The sequence below is a fragment of the Acidovorax sp. Leaf191 genome (assembly GCF_001424425.1).
Taxonomy (GTDB): domain Bacteria; phylum Pseudomonadota; class Gammaproteobacteria; order Burkholderiales; family Burkholderiaceae_C; genus Acidovorax.
The window spans coordinates 622,790-644,529 of sequence record NZ_LMPT01000001.1; the positions used below are offsets into that span (position 1 = coordinate 622,790).

Here is a 21,740-nt window from a genome sequence, read left to right on the forward strand (position 1 = left end):
GGTAGCGGCCCAAAAGGCTTGGATTTCAGGCCGCGTCGGCCGGTGCTGCCGTGGCCGCAGCCGCAAAGCTGCGCCGCAGTATCCCGGTCAGCATGGTGTGCAGCAGCGCCTGCACCGCTTGGATCGCGTCATCCCCCGGCCCCGTGCGTCGCAGCGCCGCGGCCAACGCATCGCCGTGCGCAGCCACCGTGCCGGTGACCTCGGCGCGCCAGCGCTCGGCCAGCCGGGCGGCATCGGCCGGTGGCACCCGCTCCAGGTGCGCGATGACGAGGTAGTGCGTGCAGGCCGCCTCCACCGCGTGGCGCAGCAGCGCGTCCCCATCGTCCCTCTTCTGCAGGGACCGCAGCACCCAGGCGGTGGTGCCGCCCAGCAGCGCGCCCAGGGCGGTGCCCGCGCCCAGCGTCAGGCCGCCGGTGCCGATGTCGATCAGCGCACCGGCCTTGGCGCCTGCCGCCGCGCCCGCTGCGGCGCCGGCGGATGTGCCCACGGCCAGGGCGGCGGTGCTGGTACGGCGCATGGCGGGCAGCAGCGCGTTGGATTCGTGCAGCAAGGGCGCAGGTGGCTGGCCGTGCAGCGTGCGCAGCGCGGCGTCCAGCGTCTGCACCTGCTGGGCGTAGCGCGCGGACTGGGCGTTGGCGTCGCCCGTCTCACCGCTGGGTGCGGGTTGCGCCACCTCGCGCAGGTGCCGGGCCAGGGCTTGCAGCGACTGGTGAAAGCGCAGCTCGTTGCGCTCCACCCAGGCTGCGCGCAGGCGGCCCAGGGCGTGTTGATGCGCGGGCAGCGCCACGGTTAGCCGGTCAAACAGTGCGGGCTCCAGCACCCAGCTGGCGCCAAAGTCTTCCCACCGCAGTGCCATCAGGGGCGCGCCCTGCCAGGCGGGCGGTGGGGCGTCGGTGGTCCATGCCAGCACGGCGTCCACCGGCTGGCGGGCATCGCCGAACTGCAGGCGGTCGCCCTGCGGGGTCTGCACCGCGGCGTTGTGCAGCACGTCCGCCAACGGCCCGTGCAGGCCGATCAGCAGGTCGCCTGGCAGGGCGGCGCGCAGCGCGTCGAATGCGGCATCGCCCGGGTCGATGCGGGCTTGCCAGCGGGCCTCGCGCCAGCGCGCCCAGGCCGCCAGCGCCAGGCGCGGCAGCACCACCACCAGCGCCAGCAGGCCCACGTACATCCACACCCAGCGGCTGCCGCCCGCGCCCTCGCCGGCAAAGTTCTGCGTGGCCGCGATCTCCTGCAGCGTGAAGGGGGCCGTGCCGAACAGCACGGCCAGCGGCCAGAACAGCACCGACACGATGGCGTGCACCTGCGCGGCGTCGAGGAAGGTGCTCTCCCACCCGAACTGGTAGCGCACCACCAGCCCGCGCAGCAGCAGCGACAGCGCGATGCCCGCGCCCCAGGCCGCCGCGCACAGGTGCAGCACGCGGGCCGCGCGCTGCACCTGCAGGTCGGCCGTGTGGGCCCACCACCGTGCATGGAAGTCCGCCGCGATGCGCGCCGCCAGCCCGCGCCCCCGGCCGGTGCCCAGGCGGCGGGTGAGGTGCCGCAGGCCCTGCAGCAGCGGCAGCCCCGTGGCCGGCGGGCGCCAGGCGCGCCAGGCCATCAGCAGGTACACGCACAGGTTCCAGGCCAGCACGATCAGCAGCGGTGGCGACAGCAGGTCCACCCGGTGGGCGTTGGCGATGCGGTCGATGGCCAGGCCCATCGCCAGGGCCAGCAGCGGCAGGCCGCGCGCCAGCCAGCGCCAGGCGGCACCGGGCTCGTGCAGGGCGGCGACGGTGGTGTCCCGGCCGCTGGCGCGCCGGGCGACGGTGTCGGCACGCTCCAGCACCACGTCGCCCGCACCCACGCGCTGCGCACCGCGCTGGCGGGCGGCTGCCACGGCCGTGCGCGTGGCCTCGTCCCAGTCGGCCTGGCTGACCAGGGTGCGCCCGGCATCCACCTGCTCGATGGACTGGGCGAGCAGCACGGTCCGCAGCTGGGGCAGGGTCACGCGCACGGATGCTCCTGTTTTAATAGCTGTTAGCGCTTGTCATACAAGCGGTAAAGGCATTTTTGACCATTATTTGGGCCACAGCGCCCACAGCCGCAGGTTCTGCTTCAGGCGCCCGGCAATGTCCCCGGCCTCCGGGCCCCAGCCCGTGAAGAAGTCGGCCCGCACCGCGCCCAGGATCGCGCTGCCGGTGTCCTGCGCCATCACCATGCGGTTGAGCTGCACCTGGGGGCCGCTGGAGGCCAGCCACACCGGCGTGCCGTACGGGATGCTCTGGCGGTCCACGGCGATGGAGCGGCCGGGCGTGAGCGGCACGCCCTGCGCGCCGCGCGGGCCGAAGCCCGCGTCCAGCGGGTTCAAGGGCTCCTCGCGGAAGAACACGTACCGCGGGTTGGTCCACATCAACTCGTTGGTGCGCTGCGGGTTGGCCGCCAGCCAGGCGCGGATGCCGGGCCAGGTCGCGTCGCGCGTGTAGCCCTGGTCCAGCAGCCAGCGGCCGATGCTCTGGTAGGGCTGGTCGTTCGTGCCCGCGTAGGCCACGCGCACCAGCGACACCGACCCGTCGGCCTCGGTGATGCGCAAGCGGCCCGAGCCCTGGATGTGCAGCACCATCGATTCGACCGGGTCGCGCAGCCAGGCGATGGCCCGGCCGGCCAGCGCGGCCTGTGCCTCGGGCATCGACTCGATCTGCTGGCGGGTGTACCAGGGCTTGCGCGCGCCCAGCCCGGCGGGCGTGCGGTAGATGGGCACGTTGAAGCCGTTGCCCGGCTGGCGCGCGCCGTCCATCATGGGCTCGTAGTAGGCCGTGAGCAGGCCGTCGGGGTTGCCGTCGGTCGCCTCCACGCGGTAGGGCTGCAGCCGCGCGATGAGCCAGGCGCGCTGCTCTTCGGCGGTGGCGATGCTCAGCTGGCGCACGTCGCTGCACAGCGCGGTGAAGGGCGGCGCGGGCCGTTCGCAGCTCTTGATCCAGGCGTTCCAGGCCTCGTGCAGCGCGTCCTCGGTAAAGCCCGGCAGCTCGGCCCAGCGCACGGGCACCCAGCGGCTCTTGGGCTGGGCCATCGGCGCAGGCAACGGGCCGGTGTCGCCCGGCAGCACCACCGCGCCAGGCGGCAGGGACGGAAAGGGCGCCGGGATGGCCGGGGTGCGGGAGGGGCTTGCAGGCGGAGGGCTGGAGCAGGCCACCAGCGTTCCTACAATCAGCGCCGTCGATACAAGGCGCAGGAGTGTCAATGTCATGGGGCTGATTTTGCTTGAAGCGCTGCTTGCGCTGGTGCTGCTGGGGGCGATTGTGTGGTGGACGATGTTTTCGGGGCGCAAGGGGGGTGAGCTCAAGCCGCCCAGCCAGGACACGCCTGCACCTGCACCTGCACCGCCTGAGGCGCCCGGCCCCAAGCCTCCTGCGCCGCCGCCCGGTTCTTCCTGACCTTCTGCGCTTGACCAGCTCCCGGGAGCCAGGCGACGCAGTCCTACAACCAAGGGGCCCCTGTGCCGATGGCGTGGCTGGGCATGCCACACCAAGATGGCGGATCAGCTGGGCGCTACCGAGGCTGCCGCCAAAAACAGGCTGCAGCCCGCGACCGGAACTCCCGCAGCGCCCAGCTCCCGTTGATCATTCAAGGAGCACACACATGCGCAGAAACATTCTTTGGGGCGCCACCGCCGCCGTCGTCATCCTGGCCACCGGCTGCGCCAACATGGACGATACCCAACGCCGCACCGCCACGGGCGCTGGCGTGGGGGCACTGGCCGGCGCCGTGATCGGCTCGGCCACCGGTGGCAATGCCGGTACCGGCGCCGTGGTGGGCGCGGGCGTGGGCGCCCTGGGCACCTACATCTGGTCGCAGAACATGGAGCGGCAAAAGCGCGAGATGGAGCGTGCGACCCAGGGCACCGGCATCGCCGTGACCCAGACCGCCGACAACCAGCTCATGCTCAACATCCCGAGCGACATTTCGTTCGCGGTGGGCCGCTCGGACATCCAGCCCAACTTCGCGCCGGTGCTCGACCAGTTCGCCGCCGGGCTGCGCAACAACCCCAACACGGACGTGCGCATCGTGGGCCACACGGACAACACCGGCAGCGATGCCATCAACAACCCGCTGTCGGTGGACCGCGCCGCCAGCACGCGCAGCTATCTGGCTGCGCGGGGCGTGGACGGCCGCCGCATCGCCATCGACGGTATGGGCGAGCGTTACCCCATCGCCAACAACGACTCGGCTGACGGCCGCGCCCGCAACCGGCGCGTCGAGATCTTCGTGGGCGAACGCCCCCGCGGTTGATCCTCGGGGCTGACAGCCCCAGGCGCAACGACCCAGGCTCGCCAGCCTGGGTTGCGCACGCCGCAGCGGCTCAGTGCAGAGCCGGCGGCTTCATTGACCTGCGCGCAGCAGGTTGGCCAGCTCGACGGCTGACTTCACCTGCATCTTGTCGAACACGCGCGAGCGGTGCACTTCCACCGTGCGCACGCTGATGTCGAGCTGGTCGGCGATCAGCTTGTTCGGCAGGCCCGCCACCACCAGGTCCATCACATCGCGTTCCCGCTCCGTCAGGTCGGCCAGCCGCACCTGCAGGTCGCTGCGTTCGCGCAGCTGCGCCAGGTGCGCGGCCGACTGGGCGAGCGCCTGCTCGATGCGGTCGACCAGGGCATTGTCGGAAAACGGCTTTTCGCAGAAGTCGAACGCACCGCGCTTGACCGTGTCCACCGCCGTGGGCACGTCGGCGTGGCCGGTGAGAAAGATCACCGGCATGGTGGCCAGGTCGCCCCGCACCGCCAGCAGGTCGAACAGCGCCAGCCCGCTCATGCCGGGCATGCGCACGTCCAGCAGCAGGCAGCAGGGCTGGCGCTGCGCAGGTCGGGTCTTGAGCATCGCGTCGAAGGCTTCGGCACTGTCGAACGACTCGCTGGGCAGCCGGCGCGAGCGCAGCAGCCAGGCCAGGGCCTCGCGCACGCTGGCGTCGTCGTCCACGATGTACACGGTGGCGTTGGTGATGGGTTCCATCAGGGTGGGGGCGCGGGTTGGGAGACAGGGAGCGTGAAGGTGAATACCGTACCACGCGGCTCATGGGGGGCAAAGCCGAGAAAACCACCGTGCTGCTCGATCACCGTGCGGCACAGCGACAGGCCCAGGCCCATGCCTTCGGGCCGCGTCGTGAAGAACGGCGTGAACAACCGGGCCGCGACATCGGGCGGAATGCCCGTGCCCACGTCCGTGACCGCGAATTCGACCCAGCCGCTGTGCTGGTTGGAGGCCGCGCGGCGCACGCGGATGTCCAGCACGCGGTGGCGGATCTCGGGGTCGTCCATGGCCTGCATGGCGTTGCGCGCGAGGTTGAGCAACACCTGCTCGACCATGGTGCGGTCGCACAGCACCGGCGGCAGGCCGGGCTCCACCGTGGTGTTCACCCGCACGGCCAGCTTGCGGGCCTGCAGGATGGCCAGCGGCAGAATGGCGTCGATCAGCTGCTGGGCCGACACGGCCTCGCGCGCCTGGTCGCGGCGGCGCACGAAGTCGTGCACGCTCTTGATCACCTTGCCGGCCCGCTCGGCCTGGCGGGCGATCTGCTGCATCGCCATGCGCACGTCCTGCAGGCTGTCGGGCGCTGGCGTGCTGCCGGCCCCGGCGGGCGCTTCCAGCAGGTTCATCGAGCCGGTCGCGTAGCTCGATATGGCGGCCAGCGGCTGGTTGAGCTCGTGGCTCAGCAGCGAGGCCATCTCGCCCACGGTGGCCAGGCGGGCCGTGGCCTGCAGGCGCTCCTGCGATGCGCGCGAGAGCTCTTCCACCCGCCGCTGCTCGCTGATATCGAGGAACGCGCTCATCCAGCCGGTGTGCTGGCCCTGCGCGTTGATGAGCGGCGCCTCGATGATGAGCACCGGGAAGCGCGTACCGTCCTTGCGCATGAAGACCGACTCGAACCCCTCGCGCGGCGGTATGTGCTGGCCCGACAGGCGGATGGCCTGGCGCTGGCGGTACTCGTCCACCAGCTCGGGCGGCCAGTAGGGGGCGGACACGCTCTGCCCCAGCAGCTCCTGCGCGCTGAACCCCACCATGGCGCAGAACGCGGGGTTCACGTAGGTGATGCGGCCTTCCAGGTCGCGCGCGCGCAGGCCGGTGACGAGCGAATCCTCCATCGCCTTGCGAAACGCCAGCGCATCGGCCAGGTCGCGCTCGGCGCGCAGCCGCCGGCGGTTGTCGCGCACCAGCACCACCATCACCGTGACCAGCGCGATGGACATGGCCGTGACCAGCGCCGTGAGCACGTTGGGGAACAGGCTGGGCGCGCTGTGCCAGGTGTCCATGCGCAGCACGAGCGTGGTGCCGGGCAAGTCGAGCAGGTGCTGCGCGGTGAACATGCGCGAGCCCCTGCGCGCCGCACCCAGCACCGCCAGGCGCGTGCCGTCGGCCTCGGTGAACGATGCCTCCTGGCTGCGCGTGAGGTTGTGCGCCACCAGGTTCACCAGCACGTCCTGCAGCGAATACGTGGCCACCAGAAAGCCGGTGTGCCTGCCCCCGCCGGTCAGCGGCAGGCACAGCTCCATCATTTCCGAACCCAGGCCGTCGCCGTGGGGCTGGAAGTAGCTGCTGGAGTACGAAGGGCTGCTCAGGCGGCGCGCGTTGGTGCAGGCGATGGCAGCGTCGGACTGGTGGCCTTCGCGGATGCGCGCATCCCAGGCCACGGGCCGGTAGGGCGACTGCGCATGGGTGCGCATCCGCAGGTTGGCGTCGCGCCATTCGATGCGCACCAGCTCGCGCCGGCTGCGCAGCAGCTCGGCCGCATCCACCTCCCAGGCCAGCTGGCCTGGTTCGCCCGCGTGCAGGGCCTGCAGGCTCTGCAGGTTGCGCGTGAGCGCCACGCGGATGTCCGACACCGCGTCGGCCGTGTCGCGCTCCAGCCGGCTCTGCACCTGGCTGGCCTCATAGCGCCCCGCCAGCCACACCATGGTGGCCAGCATGGAGATCACCAGCAGCACCAGCAGCGTCCACAGCGACCAGCGCCGCCAGGCGCCCCGCCAGCGCCGCAACAGGGTGCGTGGCCCCAGCTTCACAGGACGCGGTGCGACAGGGAGGGCAGCTGCAGCCGCACGCTGCGCAGGCGCTCAGGGTCCAGCGTGCCCTGCACCACGCCCGCGCCCTGGTCCTGTTCGGCCAGCACCACGCCCCAGGGGTCCACCAGCATGGTGTGGCCCCAGGTGTGGCGTCCGTTCTCGTGCACGCCGCCCTGCGCGGGGGCCAGCACATAAGCCAGGTTCTCCACCGCGCGGGCGCGCAGCAGCACCTCCCAGTGCGCCTGGCCCGTGGTGTGGGTGAAGGCGCTGGGCACCAGCAGCAGGTCGGCCCCGGCGCTGGCATGCGCGCGGTACAGCTCCGGAAACCGCAGGTCGTAGCACACCGACAGCCCCACGCGCCAGGTGTGGCCGCCGCGCGATGGCAGGTCGAACTGCACGGGCGTGTCGCCCGCTTCGATCACGCGGCCTTCGTGGTACTGCTCGCGTCCGTTGTCGAAATAGAAAAGGTGGATCTTGTCGTAGCGCGCCACACAGGCGCCGCTGGGGTCGAACACCAGCGTGGTGTTGCGCACGCGCTCAGGGGTGCTGGTCTGCAGGGGCAGCGTGCCGCCCACCACCCACAGCTTCAGCTCGCGCGCCGCGGTGGCCAGGAACCGCTGGATCAGGCCTTCACCGGCGGCTTCGCCCAGGGCCAGCTTGTCGGTGTCCTTGTGGCCCATCACGCAGAAGTATTCGGGCAGCACGGCCAGCTCGGCACCGCCGTGCGCCGCCTGCTCCAGCAGGGCGCGCGCGGCGGCCAGGTTGTCCTCGAGCCGGGTGCCGGACACCATCTGAATCGCTGCAACTTGCATCATGACACTTCTCCTGGTTTTGCCGGGGGGCTGCTGCGCGGCGGGGCCTCCGCACCGGGCAAGGCATCGCGCGCGCGGCGCGGCACGCGCACCACGCGCGGGTCGGACCAGGTGCCGTCGATGCGGAACTCCTGCGTGGCGGCCTCGATGAGCGGCCCGCGCAGGAACACCTGCGCGAGGAAGCTTCCGAGGCCGATCACCGGGTTGATGGCGGTGGCCACCAGCGACGCTGTCATGGCGTTGATCTCGGGCACCACCACCACGCGCAGGTCCTGCGTCTCGTGGTCGATGTTGGCGCTGCCTTCCATCAGCACGGCGGCGTTCACGCCCTTCATCTGCAGGTTGTTGGTGGTGGCCACGCCCTGCTCGATGCGCACGTCGCCGCGCACGAAGTCGAACGCGAAGCCCTCGCTGAACACATCGCGGAAGTCGAGCGTCAGGCGCCGCGGCAGCGACTGCAGGCTCAGCACGCTCAGCAGCTTGGCCAGCCCCGGGTCGGCCTTGAGGAACTGGCCGGTTTCGATGTTCACGTTGATCAGGCCGGTCATGGAGCGGTAGTCGGGGCTGAAAGGCGCGCCCACCCAGGCGACCTGGCCCTCCAGCCGCCCCTTGCCGCGCCGGATCACGCCGGGCATGCTCATGCGGGTCAGCAGGTCGCCCGAGTCGCGGATGTCCAGCCGGAAGTTGAGCACCGTGCGCCGATCGGCCTCGCGCGGGCCCGAGCCCGCCGCGTTGAGCACCGCCCAGTTGCCGCTGGCGGTCAGGACGGCCTCGGGCGCGGTGATGTTGAACTTGGACAGGCGCCATTCGCGCTGCGAACCATCGCCGCCGCGGTTCTGCGCCTCGATCTCCACCCGCCCGAGCCGCTTGCCGCGCAGGTCGAAGTCGTCCACCACGATGTCGAGCGCCGGCAGGGCGCCGGGCTGCTCGTCCAGCAGCGACTCCACCTGGTTCACGTCGCTTTGCGGCATGTTCACCCGCGACAGCCGCGCGAACAGGCGGCCGTTGGGGTGATCGGCGGAGCCGGGCTGGCGGTACTCCAGGTAGCCGTTGAGTTCGGTGGCGTCCAGGTTGGCGCGCCAGGTGGTGCCGTCGCGCAGCGCCCCGGCCACGATGTTGTGCAGCGTGCGCCCTTGCAGCGTGATTTCGCGCGCGCGCAGCGCGAGCGTGGTGGGCATGTAGTCCTGCGTCAGGGTCTGCGTGCCCGGGGCCGCTGCTGCCGTGGCACCAGCGGCAGAGGCCGGTGCGCGTGCCGCGGCGCCGGTGCCGGACGTGGCCTGGCTCAGCACGTCCTCCCACGCATCCACGTCCAGCCGGCCCTGGTTGATGTTGGCGGCCACGCCCTGCGCCGGCATGGGGGAGGATTCGCCGCCCGTCAGGCCGACGCCGATGGTGCCGCGCAGCACCCGCGGCTGGGGGCCGCTGATGTCGCGCACATACATGGCCGAGCCCACCGAGCCCAGGTCCACGGTGATCTGGTCGCGCAGCGGCGGGGCCTCCGCGCCGTTGCCGTTGCCATTGCCATTGCCACTACCCGCGCCGGTGCCCGTGCCGTTGGTGCCCTGGCCGTGGCTGCCGTGCGTCAGGCCCGCCAGCGACTCGCGCAGCACCTGGTTTTCAAAGCGCAGGGGCAGGCTGGTCTCGGCGGTCTTGCCCAGCGGCGGCGGCAGTGCCAGCGCCAGGCCCTGCAGGCTGGTGGTCACCTGCACCTCGGGCACGCCGCGGCGAAACGACAGCGCCATCGAGTACGGCGCGCTGCCGGTGGCGCGCCTCGCCAGCTGCGAGAGCATGCCCAGTTGCGGCGTCTGCTGCAGCCCTTCGGCGGTGGCGGTGCCCTGCGCGCGCAGTTGCACGGCGGACTCGGTGGCCGGCGCGTTGGCCGGCAACGCACGCATGCCGCCTTCCAGCTTGACGCTGCCGCCCAGCGCCGTCGCCTGCACGCCCTGCAATGCAAAGCCGGCCTCGGTGAACTGCACCACGCCGCGTGCGCGGCTCAGGGGCGGGGTGTCGGGCGTGATGCGCACATCGTTGCCCGCCAGCGTGACACTGCCCTGCACCTTGGACTTGTTGATCTCGCTGATGGGCAGCGACAGCCGCAGCTGCAGGTCCGCAGTGCCCGTGCCGCTGGCCTGGTCGAGCGCGCCGCCGGTCATGCGGCCGAGCGGCGAGGTGGCCATGAGGGCCAGCATCTCGGGCAAGGGGCCGCGCGCGTCGGCGCTGACTCCGACCACGGTATGGGCCAGGTCCGGAATCCTGGCATCCACCTTCGACAGCTTCAGGCCCTGGCGCCCCGCAAACGTGCCGGTGGCGCTGCGCACCTGCATGGACGAGCGCTCGAAGATCAGCTCGCCCGACAGGTCGGTCAGCGCCGGCCAGGGCAGGGTGCCGGCGGGCTGCAGGCTGGGCGGCACGTAGGCGTACGTCACGTCCTTCACCCGGGCGGCGATGCGGAACTCGCCCAGCTTGGGGTCGTTGAAGGGCAGGTGGTGCAGGTCGCCCTTCACGCGGAACTGCACGTTGCTCGCACTGCCCGCCACCACTGCATCGCGCACATAGTGGCGCGAGTCGGGCGGGATGGACAGCGGCAGATAGCGGTGCACGCGCGTGCCGTCGGCGCGGTGCAGCGTGCCGCTCAGGTCCAGCACGCCCGGAAAGCGCGACTGGTGCGAGACCTTGGCCGCGTCGCTGGTGTGCCAGGTGGCGCGGGCCTCGCCCTGCGCGTCGGCGTTGGCGAACTGCACGTCGTTGGCCTGCACCGCAATGCGGCTGCCCTCGAGCTGCCAGCGCACGTCGGCGCTCAGGCGGTCCAGCGGCAGCACCGGGTCTTCGAACACGCCGGGCAGCAGCAGCGCGCCCGAGGCAATGGTCAGCGCCGCCTTGCCGCCGCCCTGCGTCATGTCGACATCCACCGTGGCGCCGCGCAGGCCCAGGTGGGTGGGCGCGCCGCCACCGGTGTCGCCCGCCAGGGCCAGGCCGCGGATGCGGCCGCGCACCTGGTACTGCTGCAGGCTGTCGAGCGGGCCCCGCCAGGTGGCGTTGATCTCGTCCACCAGGCCCTGCGGCGCATAGGTGCGCACAGCCTCGTGCGCGGTGTTGCCCAGGGGCAGGCGGCTGGCGATCTGCGCCAGGGCCGCCAGGTCCAGCCGGTCCGCGCGGAACTCGCCCTGGGCCGGTGCCTTGGCCGTGGCATCGGTGTAGACCAGCCGCAGGTTGCCGCCGGGCCAGGCCAGGCCGTCGTCGGTCTCAAACTGCAGGGACTGGGTGGAAAACTCGAACCCGCCGTTGAGCCGGCGCCCACCCATCCGGCCCTGGATCGAGGGCAGCACCAGCGCCTGCAACTGCGGGCCCAGCGTGGCGTTGACGTCGGCCAGGGCCAGGTCGGCCGTGCCGCCCACGATCTGCCCGCGCTGCACATCCGCCCAGGCGCGTAGCGCCCCGCGGCCCTGCGCCACCTCGATGCCCACATCGGCATAGTGGCGCAGCCGCGACGCATCGACCCGCGCAAAGTGGGCATACACCTGCCCGTTCCAGTGTTTCCAGTTGCCGTCGCGGGCGCTCAGCAGCGGCGCGCGGAACAAGCCGACCACCGTGAACCGCTCGCCCCAGGCTTCGGGCGGGGTGGCATCCAGGCGCATGTGGTGGTGCCAGTTGCCATTGCGCAGCACCAGGTCCACCTTCTCCAGCGCCAGTTCGGGGGCGCCGCGCTGCTCGTCCGTCCAGCGCACCGTGCCGCCCTGGATGAACACCTCGCCCTGCGAGAAGATCCAGTCGGCCGCGGCGCTGCTGTCGCCTTGCTCCTGCGTAAAGTCCAGGCCCGCCACATGGATACGGCCCTGGGTGTCGCGCCGCACATCGAGCTCGGGTCGTTCGACATAGAGCTGCTCGAAACCGCCCTTGAGCAGCGACCGCGGCGACAGCGCCACCACCACCCGCGGCAGGCGCAGCGCGGTGCGGCCGGCGGCATCGAGCAGGGCCAGGTCCGACAGCTCGATGGACGGGATCAGCCCCTCGGTCTTGGCAGAGATCGCGCCGATCTTGACCGGAACCCCCAGAGCCCGTGCGGCATGCGCCTCCAGCTGCGGGCGGAATTCGCCGATTCGCGGCACAATCCAGCCATGAAGTGCGCCCCACGCGATGGTCACCAGCAGCCAGAAGGCCAGCAGCAAACCGAGTGACCACCGTGCGAGACCTGCCATAAATTTGAGCAGGCGTGTGGGGTGCGTGGTGGGAGCAATCATGGTCGAATTGAATGTGGCTGGAATTATGACCCGCGGCTCCGGCGCGGGTTCACTACCAACGAGTGTCCTTATGTATGTGGTCCCCGGCCATGTCTGCCATGCCATCGCCCGCCGCTGACCTGTGCTGCCTGGCCCGGCCCGAGGGGCTGCTGGCCAGCCATTCCCGCTTCTACCAGCGCCTGCACCGCCGCTACGCCGACGACCTGCCCCTGCTGCCCCCCGGCCCGCCGGTGCTGGCCACGATGGAGCAGGCCTACGAGGCCTTGCGCGCGCGCGGCGCGGACACCGGCACCGCCTTGCGGGTGGTGCGCCAGCTGGTCATGGAGCGGCTGATCCAGCTCGATTGCGATGAGGAGGCCTCCCTGGCCGACGTCACCCGCGCGGTGACCGAGCTGGCCGAACTGGCGCTCGACCGCGCCTGCCACCAGGCGCGCCAGGAGCTCGACGAGCGCCACGGCGCGCCGCGCGGGCCCGAGGGCCAGCCGGTGCAGCTGTGGATCATCGGCATGGGCAAGCTGGGCGCGCGCGAGCTCAATGTGTCGAGCGACATCGACCTGATCTACGTGTACGAGCACGACGGCGACACCGCCGGCACGGCCGAGGGCCGCGGGCGCATCTCCAACCACGAATACTTCGCGCGGGCCGTCAAGTCCATCTACAGCCTGGTGGGCGACACCACCGAGCACGGCTTCGTCTTCCGCGTGGACCTGGCCCTGCGGCCCAACGGCAACTCGGGGCCGTCGGCGGTTTCGCTGCCGGCACTGGAGGAATACCTGCAACTGCATGGCCGCGAATGGGAGCGCTTTGCCTGGCTCAAGAGCCGTGTGGTCGCGCCGCGCGACTGTATCGGGGGCTCGGAGGTGCAGGCGCTGCGCGGCGTGGTGCTGCCCTTCGTGTTCCGCCGCTACCTCGACTACAGCGTGTTCGACGCCCTGCGGTCCCTGCACCGCCAGATCCGCGACCACGCGGCCAAGCGCAGCGCCGGCCACCCCGAGCGCGCCAACGACGTCAAGCTCTCGCGCGGCGGCATCCGCGAGATCGAATTCACCGTGCAGCTGCTGCAGGTGGTGCGCGGCGGGCAGTTCCCCGAGCTGCGCCGCCGGCCCACGCTCGACGCGCTGCCGCGCATCGCGCAGGCCGGCCTCATGCCGCAGGAGACGGCCGAGGCACTCGCCCGCGCCTATGTCTTTCTGCGCCGCGTGGAGCACCGCATCCAGTACCTGGACGACCAGCAGACGCACGTGCTGCCCACGCGCGACGACGACCTGGCCTGGATCGCCTACACCATGGGCTACCCCGACTGCTGCGCCTTTCTGCACGAGCTCGACGCGCACCGCGAGCTGGTGGCCCAGGAGTTCGACACCCTGCTGGGCGGCAGCGGCAAGAAGCAATGCAGCGGTGGCGGTTGCGGCGGCCCCCGGGCGGCCGCGCCGCCTCCGCCCGAGCTGGAGAGCCTGCTCGAACAACTGCCTCCCGGCTTTCGGGAGCGCGTGGCCGAATGGCGCAACCACCCGCGGGTCGAGGGCCTGCGCGATGAAGCGCGCACGCGCCTGTTCCGCCTGGTGCAGCGCACCGCGCGCTGGCTGGCCGAAGGCAAGGTGAACGAGGACGCGGCGGTGCGCCTGGTCGGCTGGCTGGAGCCACTGCTGCGGCGCGAAAGCTACCTTGCTTTGCTGCTGGAGCGCCCGTCGGTACACGAGCACCTGCTGCACCTGCTGGGCGCCGCCAAATGGCCCGCCCGCTACATGCTGCAGCACCCCGGCGTGATCGACGAGCTGGCGGGCGATGCGCTGCTGTCCGAGCGCTTCGTGGTGGAAGACTTCGAGCGCGAGCTGGCCGTGCGCCTGGCCTCGCTGCAGTCCACCGGCGAAGACGACGACGAGACCCTGCTGAACCTGCTGCGCCGCGCCCAGCACGCCGAAACCTTCCGTACGCTGGCGCGCGACGTGGAGCGGCGCATCACCGTCGAGCAGGTGGCAGACGACCTGTCCGCACTGGCCGACAGCGTGCTGCGCATCACCGCCGACTGGTGCTGGAGCCGGGTCAAGAACCGCCATCGCAAGAGCCCGCAGTTCGGCATCATCGGCTACGGCAAGCTGGGCGGCAAGGAGCTGGGCTACGGCAGCGACCTGGACATCGTCTTCGTGTTCGATGACGACGACGATCGCGCCCCCGAGGTCTACGCCGCCTTCGTGCGCAAGCTCATCAACTGGCTCACCGTGAAGACCAGCGAAGGCGATTTGTACGAGATCGACACCGCGCTGCGCCCCAACGGCAGCTCGGGCCTGCTGGTCACGAGCTTCGAGGCCTACGCCAACTACCAGCAGCGCCGCGGCAGCAACACCGCCTGGACCTGGGAGCACCAGGCCATGACGCGCGCGCGCTTCGTGATGGGCAGCGACGCGCTGCGCGAGCGCTTCGACACGGTGCGCGAGGCCGTCATCACCTCCGAGCGCGACCCGGTGGCCCTGCGCGACGAGATCGTGCTGATGCGCGAGCGCGTGCGCTCGGCCCACCCCACGCGCGACGGCCGCTTCGACGTGAAGCACAGCCCCGGCGGCATGGTGGACGCGGAGTTCGCGGTGCAGTACCTGGTGCTGTCGCAGTCGGCGGCGCACCCCGAGCTGCGCGGCAATGTGGGCAACATCGCGCTGCTGCAGCGCGCCGAGCAGGTGGGGTTGCTGCCCCCCGGTGTGGGCACCGCCGCGGCCGACGCCTACCGCGAACTGCGCCGCGTCCAGCACGTGGCGCGCCTGGACGAGGCGCCCACGCAGGTCGCGCCGCCCGCGCTGCAGGCCGAGCGCGACGCCGTGTTCGCCCTCTGGCTCGCCGTGTTCGGCGCGGGCCTGGGGATGTAGACCGCCGACCCCCGGCGTTGCCGCTGCGAGAGCAGGCGGTGACAAATGGTTGCAAGTTGCCGGGGCACCGCCGGCCTAAAAAAGTCGTTAATTCAAACAACTGTTTGAATTCTGGTGGTTTAATCCGGGGCCATGAGTTTTGGTGCCCATTTCATTCCTGCCGCCCAGCGCACCGCCCGCAGCGACGGCGAAGACACGCGTGCGCGCCTGCTGCGCGCGGCCTTGCAGCTGTTCTCCGAAAAGGGCTTTGCCCAGACCTCGGTGCGCGCCATTGCCGAGGCCGCCGGCACCAACGTCGCCGCCATCGCCTACCACTTCGGGGACAAGGCGCAGCTGTACACCGCCACCTTCTACGAACCCTTTGGCAGCGGCAGCGACCTGATCCCGGTGTTCGCCGACCCCGCGCTGGACCTGGGCGAGGCCCTGAGCCGCTACTTCGCAGGGTTTCTGGAGCCGCTCAAGCACGACGACCTGGTCACCCAGTCGGTGCGCCTGCACATCCGCGAGCTGCTGGACCCGACCCACGTCTGGCCCGAGCTGTTCGAGCGCGAGTGCCGCGCGCCCCACCTGGCCCTGGTGCAGGTGCTGCGCCGCCACATGGGCGTGACCGAGGTGGACGACGACATCCACCGGCTCGCTTTTTCGCTGGCCGGCCTGGTGATGCAGATGTGGACGCAGCGCGACGCCTTGCAGGGCATCACACCGCAGCTGGCCACGGAGGCGGCCGTCGAGCAGTGGGTGGAGCGGCTGACCGGCTACGCCCTGGACATGGTGCGCGGCGACATCGCACGGCGGCAGGCCGACGCACCCCCGGTGCGCCCTGCACGCCGCGGTACTTCACAGACTCCGAGGACTTCGCACAAGAAGGCATCCAACACATGACCACCAGCAAGACCCGACTTTTATGGGCCGCCTGCCTGCCCCTGGCCCTGGGCGCCTGTGCCATCTCGCCACCGCCGGCGCAAGTGCCCGCACCGCCCCCTGTGGCGTGGCAGGCCCCGTTGCCGCACCAGGGCTCTCTCGGGGACCTGGCGCAGTGGTGGACGCAGCTGGGCGACCCGCTGCTGGTCGAGCTGATCGACGCGGCGCAGGCCATCAGCCCGGGCGTCGCGCAGGCCCAGTCGCGCATCGCGCAGGCCCGGGCCACGCAGGTCAGCAGCCGCGCTGCGCTGCTGCCGTCGCTCGACGGCCAGGGCAATGCCAGCCGGGGCTTCAATGAACAGCTCGCGGGCATTGCCACCACGGCGCAGGCCGGGCTGCAGGCGAGCTGGGAGATCGACGTCTTCGGGGCCAACCGCGCCACCAAGGCTGCGGCCGACCAGCGACTGGCGGGTGCCCAGGCGCTGTGGCACGAGGCCCGCGTGAGCGTGGCCGCCGAGGTCGCGCTGCAGGCGAGCAGCCTGCGTACCTGCCTGGAGCAGTTGCGCGTGGCCGAGCGCGACGCGCAGTCGCGCGGCGAGACCTCGCGCCTGTCCGACCTGAGCGAGCGCGCGGGCTTCACTGCCCCGGCCACCGCAGCGCTGGCCCGCGCCAGCGCCGCCGAAGCCCAGGCCCGCGCATCGCAGCAGCGCATGCTGTGCGAGGTGGACGTGAAGACCCTGGTGGCCCTGACCGGCTGGGAAGAGCCCGCGCTGCGCGCCCGCCTGTCCACCGCCGCGCCTGCGGCGCCCGACACATTGTTCAGCATCGCGGCCCTGCCCGCGCAGGTGCTGGCCCAGCGGCCCGACGTGTACAACGCCGAGCGCGAAGTGGCGGCCGCCAGCGCCGAGGTGGGCAGCGCGCAGGCGCAGCGTTACCCGCGTTTGTCGCTCAGCGGCTCCGTGGGCACGGCCTGGGTGCGCACCGGCGGCGTGACCACCGACCTCAACACCTGGACCATCGGCCCGCTGGCGCTGAGCGTGCCCCTGTTCGACGGCGGCCGGCGTGGCGCGCAGGTCGATGCGGCGCAAGCCCGATACGACGAAGCCGCAGCGCTGTACCGCGCCAAGGTGCGCCAGGCCGTGAGCGAGGTGGAGCAGGCGCTGGTGCGGCTGCAGAGCACGGCCGAACGCAACACCAGCGCACGCACGGCGGCGGCGGGCTACCGCACCTCGTTCGATGCGACCGAGGCGCGCTGGCGCGGCGGGCTGGCCAGCCTGGTGGAGCTGGAGGATGCGCGGCGCACGTCGCTCGCGGCCGAGAACGCGCTGGTCGCGCTGCAGCACGAACGCCAGGCGGCCTGGATCGCGCTGTACCGCGCCGCAGGCGGCGGCTGGAACGGGCAGACCGCCCTCGCCGTAGCCCCACCATTCGCTGCGGCCACCGCCGCGCGCTGAGTGATTGAAACCGTGGGAGCCGGCCGATCGCCAGCCTCCTTTTCCTGACACCGACTGGATGAACGGACAGACAAAAATGACAACTCCAACGCAACGTTTCAAGTTCTCTCCCACCGCCTTCGCCGTGATCGCCGCCTGCGTGCTGGCCACGGGCGGCGCCCTGGTTTTCTCGGGCGCGTCGCGCGCGGCCGATGAGCCCAAGGCCAACCAGCCCCGCCCCGCGCTCACCGTGAGCACGGCCCAGCCGCAGCGCACCTCCGTGCCGGTGCGCCTGTCGGCCAACGGCAATGTGGCCGCGTGGCAGGAGGCCAGCATCGGCGCCGAAAGCAACGGCCTGCGCCTGACCGATGTGCGCGTGAACGTGGGCGACGTGGTCAAGGCCGGCCAGGTGCTGGCCACCTTCTCGGCCGAGACGGTGCAGGCCGACGTGGCGCAAATGCGCGCAAGCCTTCTCGAAGCCCAGGCCAACGCGGCCGAGGCGGCGGCCAATGCCGACCGCGCCCGCTCGCTGCAGGCCACGGGCGCCTTGAGCCAGCAGCAGATCCAGCAATACACGACGGCCGAGAAGACCGCGCAGGCCCGGGTGGAGGCCGCCAAGGCCACGCTGAACGCACAGCAGCTGCGCCTGAAGTACACGCAGGTGGTGGCGCCCGACAGCGGCGTGATCTCGGCCCGCACGGCCACGGTGGGTGCGGTGGTGGGTGCGGGCACCGAGCTGTTCCGCATGGTGCGCAAGGGCCGCCTGGAGTGGCGGGCCGAGGTCACCTCGACCGAGCTGCGCCGCATTGCGCCGGGCGCCAAGGTCAGCGTGACCGCGGCCAGCGGCGCCACGGCCGAAGGCACGGTGCGCATGGTCGCGCCCACGGTGGACCCGCAGACGCGCAATGCGCTGGTGTACGTCGATTTGCCGGCGAACAGCGATTTCCGCGCAGGCATGTTCGCGCGCGGCGAGTTCGCGCTGGGCCAGAGCGATGCGCTCACCGTGCCGCAGGAGGCCCTGGTCGTGCGCGACGGGTTCTCCTACGTGTTCGTGGTGGGGGCCGAGCAGCGCGTGCAGATGCGCAAGGTGCAGACCGGCCGCCGTGTGGCGGACCGGGTCGAGGTGGTGTCGGGCCTGGAGGCCAATGCGTCGGTGGCCGTGCGCGGGGCGGGTTTCCTGAACGATGGCGACCTGGTGCGCGTGGCGGCACCGGCGGCTGCGCCGGTTTCGCCCGCGGCACCTGCACAGCCCGCGCGCACCTCCTCAGCGCGGGAATTCAAGCCAAAAATGCACCTGGCGCTTGCTGATCAAGCGCCAGCAGCTCTCAATTAAGGAGCGTTCTTCATGAATGTATCCACCTGGTCCATCAAGAACCCGATACCGGCGCTGATGCTGTTCGTGCTGCTGACGTTCGGCGGCCTGCTGTCGTTCAACGCCATGAAGGTGCAGAACTTTCCGGACATCGACCTGCCCACGATCTCCGTGACCGTGGCGCTGCCGGGCGCCTCGCCTGCGCAGCTCGAAAACGACGTGGCGCGCAAGATCGAGAACAGCATCGCCACGCTGCAGGACTTGAAGCACATCTACACCAAGGTGCAGGACGGCGGCGCCACCATCACGGCCGAGTTCCGCCTGGAAAAGCCCACGCAGGAGGCGCTCGACGACGTGCGCTCCGCCGTGGCCCGCGTGCGCGGCGACCTGCCCGGCGATGTGCGCGACCCCATCGTGACCAAGATGGACCTGGCCGCGCAGCCGGTGCTGGCGTTCACCATCGCCTCCACCCGCATGGACGACGAGGCGCTGTCGTGGTTCGTGGACGATGCCGTCGCCAAGAAGCTCCTGGCCGTGCGCGGCGTGGGCGCGGTCAACCGCGTGGGCGGCGTGCAGCGCCAGGTCCATGTGGAACTGGACCCGGTGAAGCTGCAGGCGCTCAACGCGTCGGCCGCCGACATATCGCGCCAGCTGCGGCTGGTGCAGACCGAAAGCGCCGGCGGCCGCACCGACCTGGGCGGCAGCGAGCAGCCCGTGCGCACGCTGGCCACCGTGCAGTCGGCGCAGGAACTCGCGGGCCTCACGCTCGCGCTGTCCGACGGCCGCCATGTGCGGCTCGACCAGGTGGCCACGGTCTCCGACACCATCGCCGAGCCGCGCGCGCTGGCCATGCTCAATGGCAAGCCCGTGGTGGGCTTCGAGGTGGCGCGCAGCAAGGGCGCGAGCGAGGTGGAAGTGGGCGGCGCGGTGCAGGCTGCGCTCAAGGAGCTGCGCGAGCAGCACCCCGACCTCGAGGTCACCGAGGCCTTCAACTTCGTGCAGCCGGTGCAGGAGGAATACGACGGCTCCATGCACCTGCTGTACGAAGGCGCCCTGCTGGCCGTGCTGGTGGTGTGGCTGTTCCTGCGCGACTGGCGCGCCACGTTCGTGTCGGCCGTGGCGCTGCCGCTGTCGGTGATCCCGGCGTTCATCGGCATGCACCTGCTGGGCTTTTCGATCAACGTGATCACGCTGCTGGCGATGTCGCTGGTGGTGGGCATCCTGGTGGACGATGCCATCGTGGAGGTGGAGAACATCGTGCGCCACCTGCGCATGGGCAAGACGCCCTACCAGGCGGCCATGGAGGCGGCCGACGAGATCGGCCTGGCGGTGGTGGCCACCACCTTCACGCTGATCGCGGTGTTTTTGCCCACGGCCTTCATGAGCGGCATCGCGGGCAAGTTTTTCAAGCAGTTCGGCTGGACGGCGTCGCTCGCGGTGTTCGCCAGCCTGGTGGTGGCCCGGGTGCTCACGCCCATGATGGCGGCGTACATCCTCAAGCCCATCGTGGACGAGCACAAGGACCCGCGCTGGATGACGGTGTACCTGCGCTGGGCGTCCTGGTGCGTCAAGCACCGCTGGATCACCTTCCTGGCCACCGGCGCGTTCTTCATCGGCTCGCTCGCGCTGATCCCGCTGCTGCCCACGGGCTTCATCCCGCCGGACGACAACTCGCAGACCCAGGTCTACCTGGAACTGCCGCCCGGCGCCACGCTGGCGCAGACCCGCGCCGTGTCCGAAGACGCGCGCGCGCGCATCGCCAAGGTCGAGCATGTCAAAAGCGTCTACACCACCATCGGCGGCGGCTCGGCGGGTGCCGACCCCTTCATGGGCGGCGCTGGCGCCGAGACGCGCAAGGCCACGCTCACCATCTTGCTGGCCGAGCGCGGCGACCGGCCGCGCAAGCAGGGCATCGAGAACCACATCCGCGCCGCGCTGGAGACGCTGCCGGGCGTTCGCAGCAAGGTGGGCCTGGGTGGCTCGGGCGAGAAGTACGTGCTGGTGCTCTCGGGCGACGACCCGCAGGCGCTGACCACGGCGGCCCTCGCGGTCGAGAAGGACCTGCGCACCATCCCGGGCCTGGGCAGCATCTCGTCCACCGCCAGCCTGGTGCGCTCCGAGATCGCGGTGCGCCCCGACTTCGCGCGCGCCGCCGACCTGGGCGTGACCAGCAGCGCCATCGCCGAGACCCTGCGCATCGCCACCGTGGGCGACTACGACGTATCGCTGCCCAAGCTCAACCTGGCCTCGCGCCAGGTCCCCATCGTGGTCAAGCTGCAGGACGACGCGCGCCAGGACCTGTCGCTGCTCGAGCGTCTGGCCGTGCCCGGCAGCAAGGGCCCGGTGATGCTCGGCCAGGTGGCCACGCTGGAGTTCAGCGGCGGCCCGGCCGTGGTGGACCGCTACGACCGCGCGCGCAACGTGAACTTCGAGATCGAGCTGTCGGGCCAGCCGCTGGGCGACGTGACCAAGGCGGTGGAGGCGCTGCCCTCCATCAAGAACCTGCCGGCCGGCGTGCGCCAGATCACCATCGGCGACGCCGAGATGATGGGCGAGCTGTTCGCCAGCTTCGGCCTGGCCATGCTCACCGGCGTGCTGTGCATCTACATCGTGCTGGTGCTGCTGTTCAAGGACTTCCTGCACCCGGTGACCATTCTGGCGGCGCTGCCGCTGTCGCTGGGCGGTGCGTTCGTGGGCCTGTTGATCGCGCAAAAGAGCTTCTCCATGCCCTCGCTCATCGGGCTGATCATGCTCATGGGCATCGCCACCAAGAACTCCATCCTGCTGGTGGAGTACGCCATCCTGGCGCGGCGCGAGCACGGCATGACGCGCTTCGAGGCGCTGATCGACGCGTGCCACAAGCGCGCGCGGCCCATCATCATGACCACGCTGGCCATGGGCGCGGGCATGATGCCCATCGCCCTCGGTATCGGCGCTGCGGACGCGAGCTTCCGCTCGCCGATGGCGGTGGCCGTGATCGGCGGCCTGATCACCTCGACGCTGCTGAGCCTGCTGGTCATCCCGGCGGTGTTCACCGGCGTGGATGACGTGGGCCAGTGGTTCGGGCGCACGATGCGCCGGCTGCGGGGCGGGCACCATGAGCACCCGCCTGCGGCACCGCAAACTCCGCCAGCCACGCATTGATAGCACGCACTTACATTTCGGGGGGCTCTTTCGGCAGAAAAGCCGGGAAAT

Annotated in this window: 12 protein-coding genes; 6 read left to right on the forward strand and 6 right to left on the reverse strand. The window is 71.1% G+C overall.

Translation table 11 applies throughout. From position 1 onward, the window contains the following. Positions 1 to 25: 25 nt before the first annotated feature. Entirely contained in the window at positions 26 to 1,987 is a 1,962-nt protein-coding gene (locus ASG27_RS02720) for a DUF3482 domain-containing protein (protein ID WP_268753251.1), read from the reverse strand. Between the two features lie 69 nt (positions 1,988 to 2,056). After that, complete coding sequence (gene mltA, locus ASG27_RS02725; protein WP_200912379.1) at positions 2,057 to 3,289, reverse strand: MltA domain-containing protein; 1,233 nt, start codon at positions 3,287 to 3,289, stop codon at positions 2,057 to 2,059. A 326-nt stretch (positions 3,290 to 3,615) separates the two neighbouring features. Here mltA and ASG27_RS02730 point away from each other — a divergent pair, with 326 nt between their 5' ends. Continuing rightward, on the forward strand, positions 3,616 to 4,266 hold the full coding sequence (locus tag ASG27_RS02730; protein ID WP_056411136.1) for an OmpA family protein: 651 nt from the start codon (positions 3,616 to 3,618) through the stop codon (positions 4,264 to 4,266). Positions 4,267 to 4,356: 90 nt separating this feature from the next. On the opposite strand, the gene ASG27_RS02735 is transcribed toward ASG27_RS02730, so the two are convergent. Genes ASG27_RS02735 through ASG27_RS02750 form a run of 4 tightly spaced genes read right to left on the reverse strand, consistent with a single transcriptional unit; the run spans position 4,357 to position 12,081 of the window. Further along, positions 4,357 to 4,986 carry a response regulator transcription factor gene (locus ASG27_RS02735; RefSeq protein WP_056411138.1) on the reverse strand — a complete coding sequence of 210 codons (630 nt, stop codon included), beginning with the start codon at positions 4,984 to 4,986 and terminating at the stop codon, positions 4,357 to 4,359. After that, positions 4,986 to 7,031, reverse strand: coding sequence for a two-component system sensor histidine kinase NtrB (locus ASG27_RS02740; protein WP_056411140.1), 2,046 nt, complete (start codon positions 7,029 to 7,031; stop codon positions 4,986 to 4,988). The genes ASG27_RS02735 and ASG27_RS02740 overlap by 1 nt, the downstream gene beginning before the upstream one ends. Further along, the gene (locus tag ASG27_RS02745; RefSeq protein ID WP_056411627.1) at positions 7,028 to 7,843 is read right to left on the reverse strand and encodes a carbon-nitrogen hydrolase family protein; all 816 of its coding nucleotides are present in this window, start codon (positions 7,841 to 7,843) and stop codon (positions 7,028 to 7,030) included. Before ASG27_RS02745 ends, ASG27_RS02740 begins: the two co-directional genes overlap by 4 nt. Then, complete coding sequence (locus ASG27_RS02750; RefSeq protein WP_056411142.1) at positions 7,843 to 12,081, reverse strand: YhdP family phospholipid transporter; 4,239 nt, start codon at positions 12,079 to 12,081, stop codon at positions 7,843 to 7,845. Before ASG27_RS02750 ends, ASG27_RS02745 begins: the two co-directional genes overlap by 1 nt. 98 nt (positions 12,082 to 12,179) lie before the next feature. On the opposite strand from ASG27_RS02750, the gene glnE reads away from it, so the two are divergent. The 5 genes from glnE (at position 12,180) to ASG27_RS02775 (ending at position 21,689) form a co-directional block, all read left to right on the forward strand. Then, positions 12,180 to 14,939, forward strand: coding sequence for a bifunctional [glutamate--ammonia ligase]-adenylyl-L-tyrosine phosphorylase/[glutamate--ammonia-ligase] adenylyltransferase (glnE, locus tag ASG27_RS02755; protein WP_056411629.1), 2,760 nt, complete (start codon positions 12,180 to 12,182; stop codon positions 14,937 to 14,939). Between the two features lie 132 nt (positions 14,940 to 15,071). After that, a complete protein-coding gene (locus ASG27_RS02760) occupies positions 15,072 to 15,821 on the forward strand; it encodes a TetR/AcrR family transcriptional regulator (RefSeq protein WP_056411144.1) in 750 nt (249 codons plus the stop codon). Further along, positions 15,818 to 17,254 carry an efflux transporter outer membrane subunit gene (locus ASG27_RS02765; protein ID WP_056411146.1) on the forward strand — a complete coding sequence of 479 codons (1,437 nt, stop codon included), beginning with the start codon at positions 15,818 to 15,820 and terminating at the stop codon, positions 17,252 to 17,254. Before ASG27_RS02760 ends, ASG27_RS02765 begins: the two co-directional genes overlap by 4 nt. 76 nt (positions 17,255 to 17,330) lie before the next feature. Further along, positions 17,331 to 18,566 (forward strand): efflux RND transporter periplasmic adaptor subunit, encoded by a 1,236-nt coding sequence (locus tag ASG27_RS02770; protein ID WP_056411147.1) that lies wholly within the window; start codon positions 17,331 to 17,333, stop codon positions 18,564 to 18,566. Between the two features lie 12 nt (positions 18,567 to 18,578). Further along, positions 18,579 to 21,689 (forward strand): efflux RND transporter permease subunit, encoded by a 3,111-nt coding sequence (locus ASG27_RS02775; protein ID WP_056411149.1) that lies wholly within the window; start codon positions 18,579 to 18,581, stop codon positions 21,687 to 21,689. Positions 21,690 to 21,740 lie beyond the last annotated feature (51 nt).

Bases quoted from the DNA above. Each gene is read 5' to 3' on its own strand.
- ASG27_RS02775 (WP_056411149.1), top strand. From the start codon at position 18,579: ATGAATGTATCCACCTGGTCCATCAAGAACCCGATACCGGCGCTGATG.
- glnE (WP_056411629.1), top strand. From the start codon at position 12,180: ATGCCATCGCCCGCCGCTGACCTGTGCTGCCTGGCCCGGCCCGAGGGG.
- ASG27_RS02750 (WP_056411142.1), bottom strand. From the start codon at position 12,081: ATGATTGCTCCCACCACGCACCCCACACGCCTGCTCAAATTTATGGCA.
- ASG27_RS02730 (WP_056411136.1), top strand. From the start codon at position 3,616: ATGCGCAGAAACATTCTTTGGGGCGCCACCGCCGCCGTCGTCATCCTG.
- ASG27_RS02760 (WP_056411144.1), top strand. From the start codon at position 15,072: ATGAGTTTTGGTGCCCATTTCATTCCTGCCGCCCAGCGCACCGCCCGC.
- ASG27_RS02770 (WP_056411147.1), top strand. From the start codon at position 17,331: ATGACAACTCCAACGCAACGTTTCAAGTTCTCTCCCACCGCCTTCGCC.
- ASG27_RS02765 (WP_056411146.1), top strand. From the start codon at position 15,818: ATGACCACCAGCAAGACCCGACTTTTATGGGCCGCCTGCCTGCCCCTG.
- ASG27_RS02735 (WP_056411138.1), bottom strand. From the start codon at position 4,986: ATGGAACCCATCACCAACGCCACCGTGTACATCGTGGACGACGACGCC.
- ASG27_RS02745 (WP_056411627.1), bottom strand. From the start codon at position 7,843: ATGCAAGTTGCAGCGATTCAGATGGTGTCCGGCACCCGGCTCGAGGAC.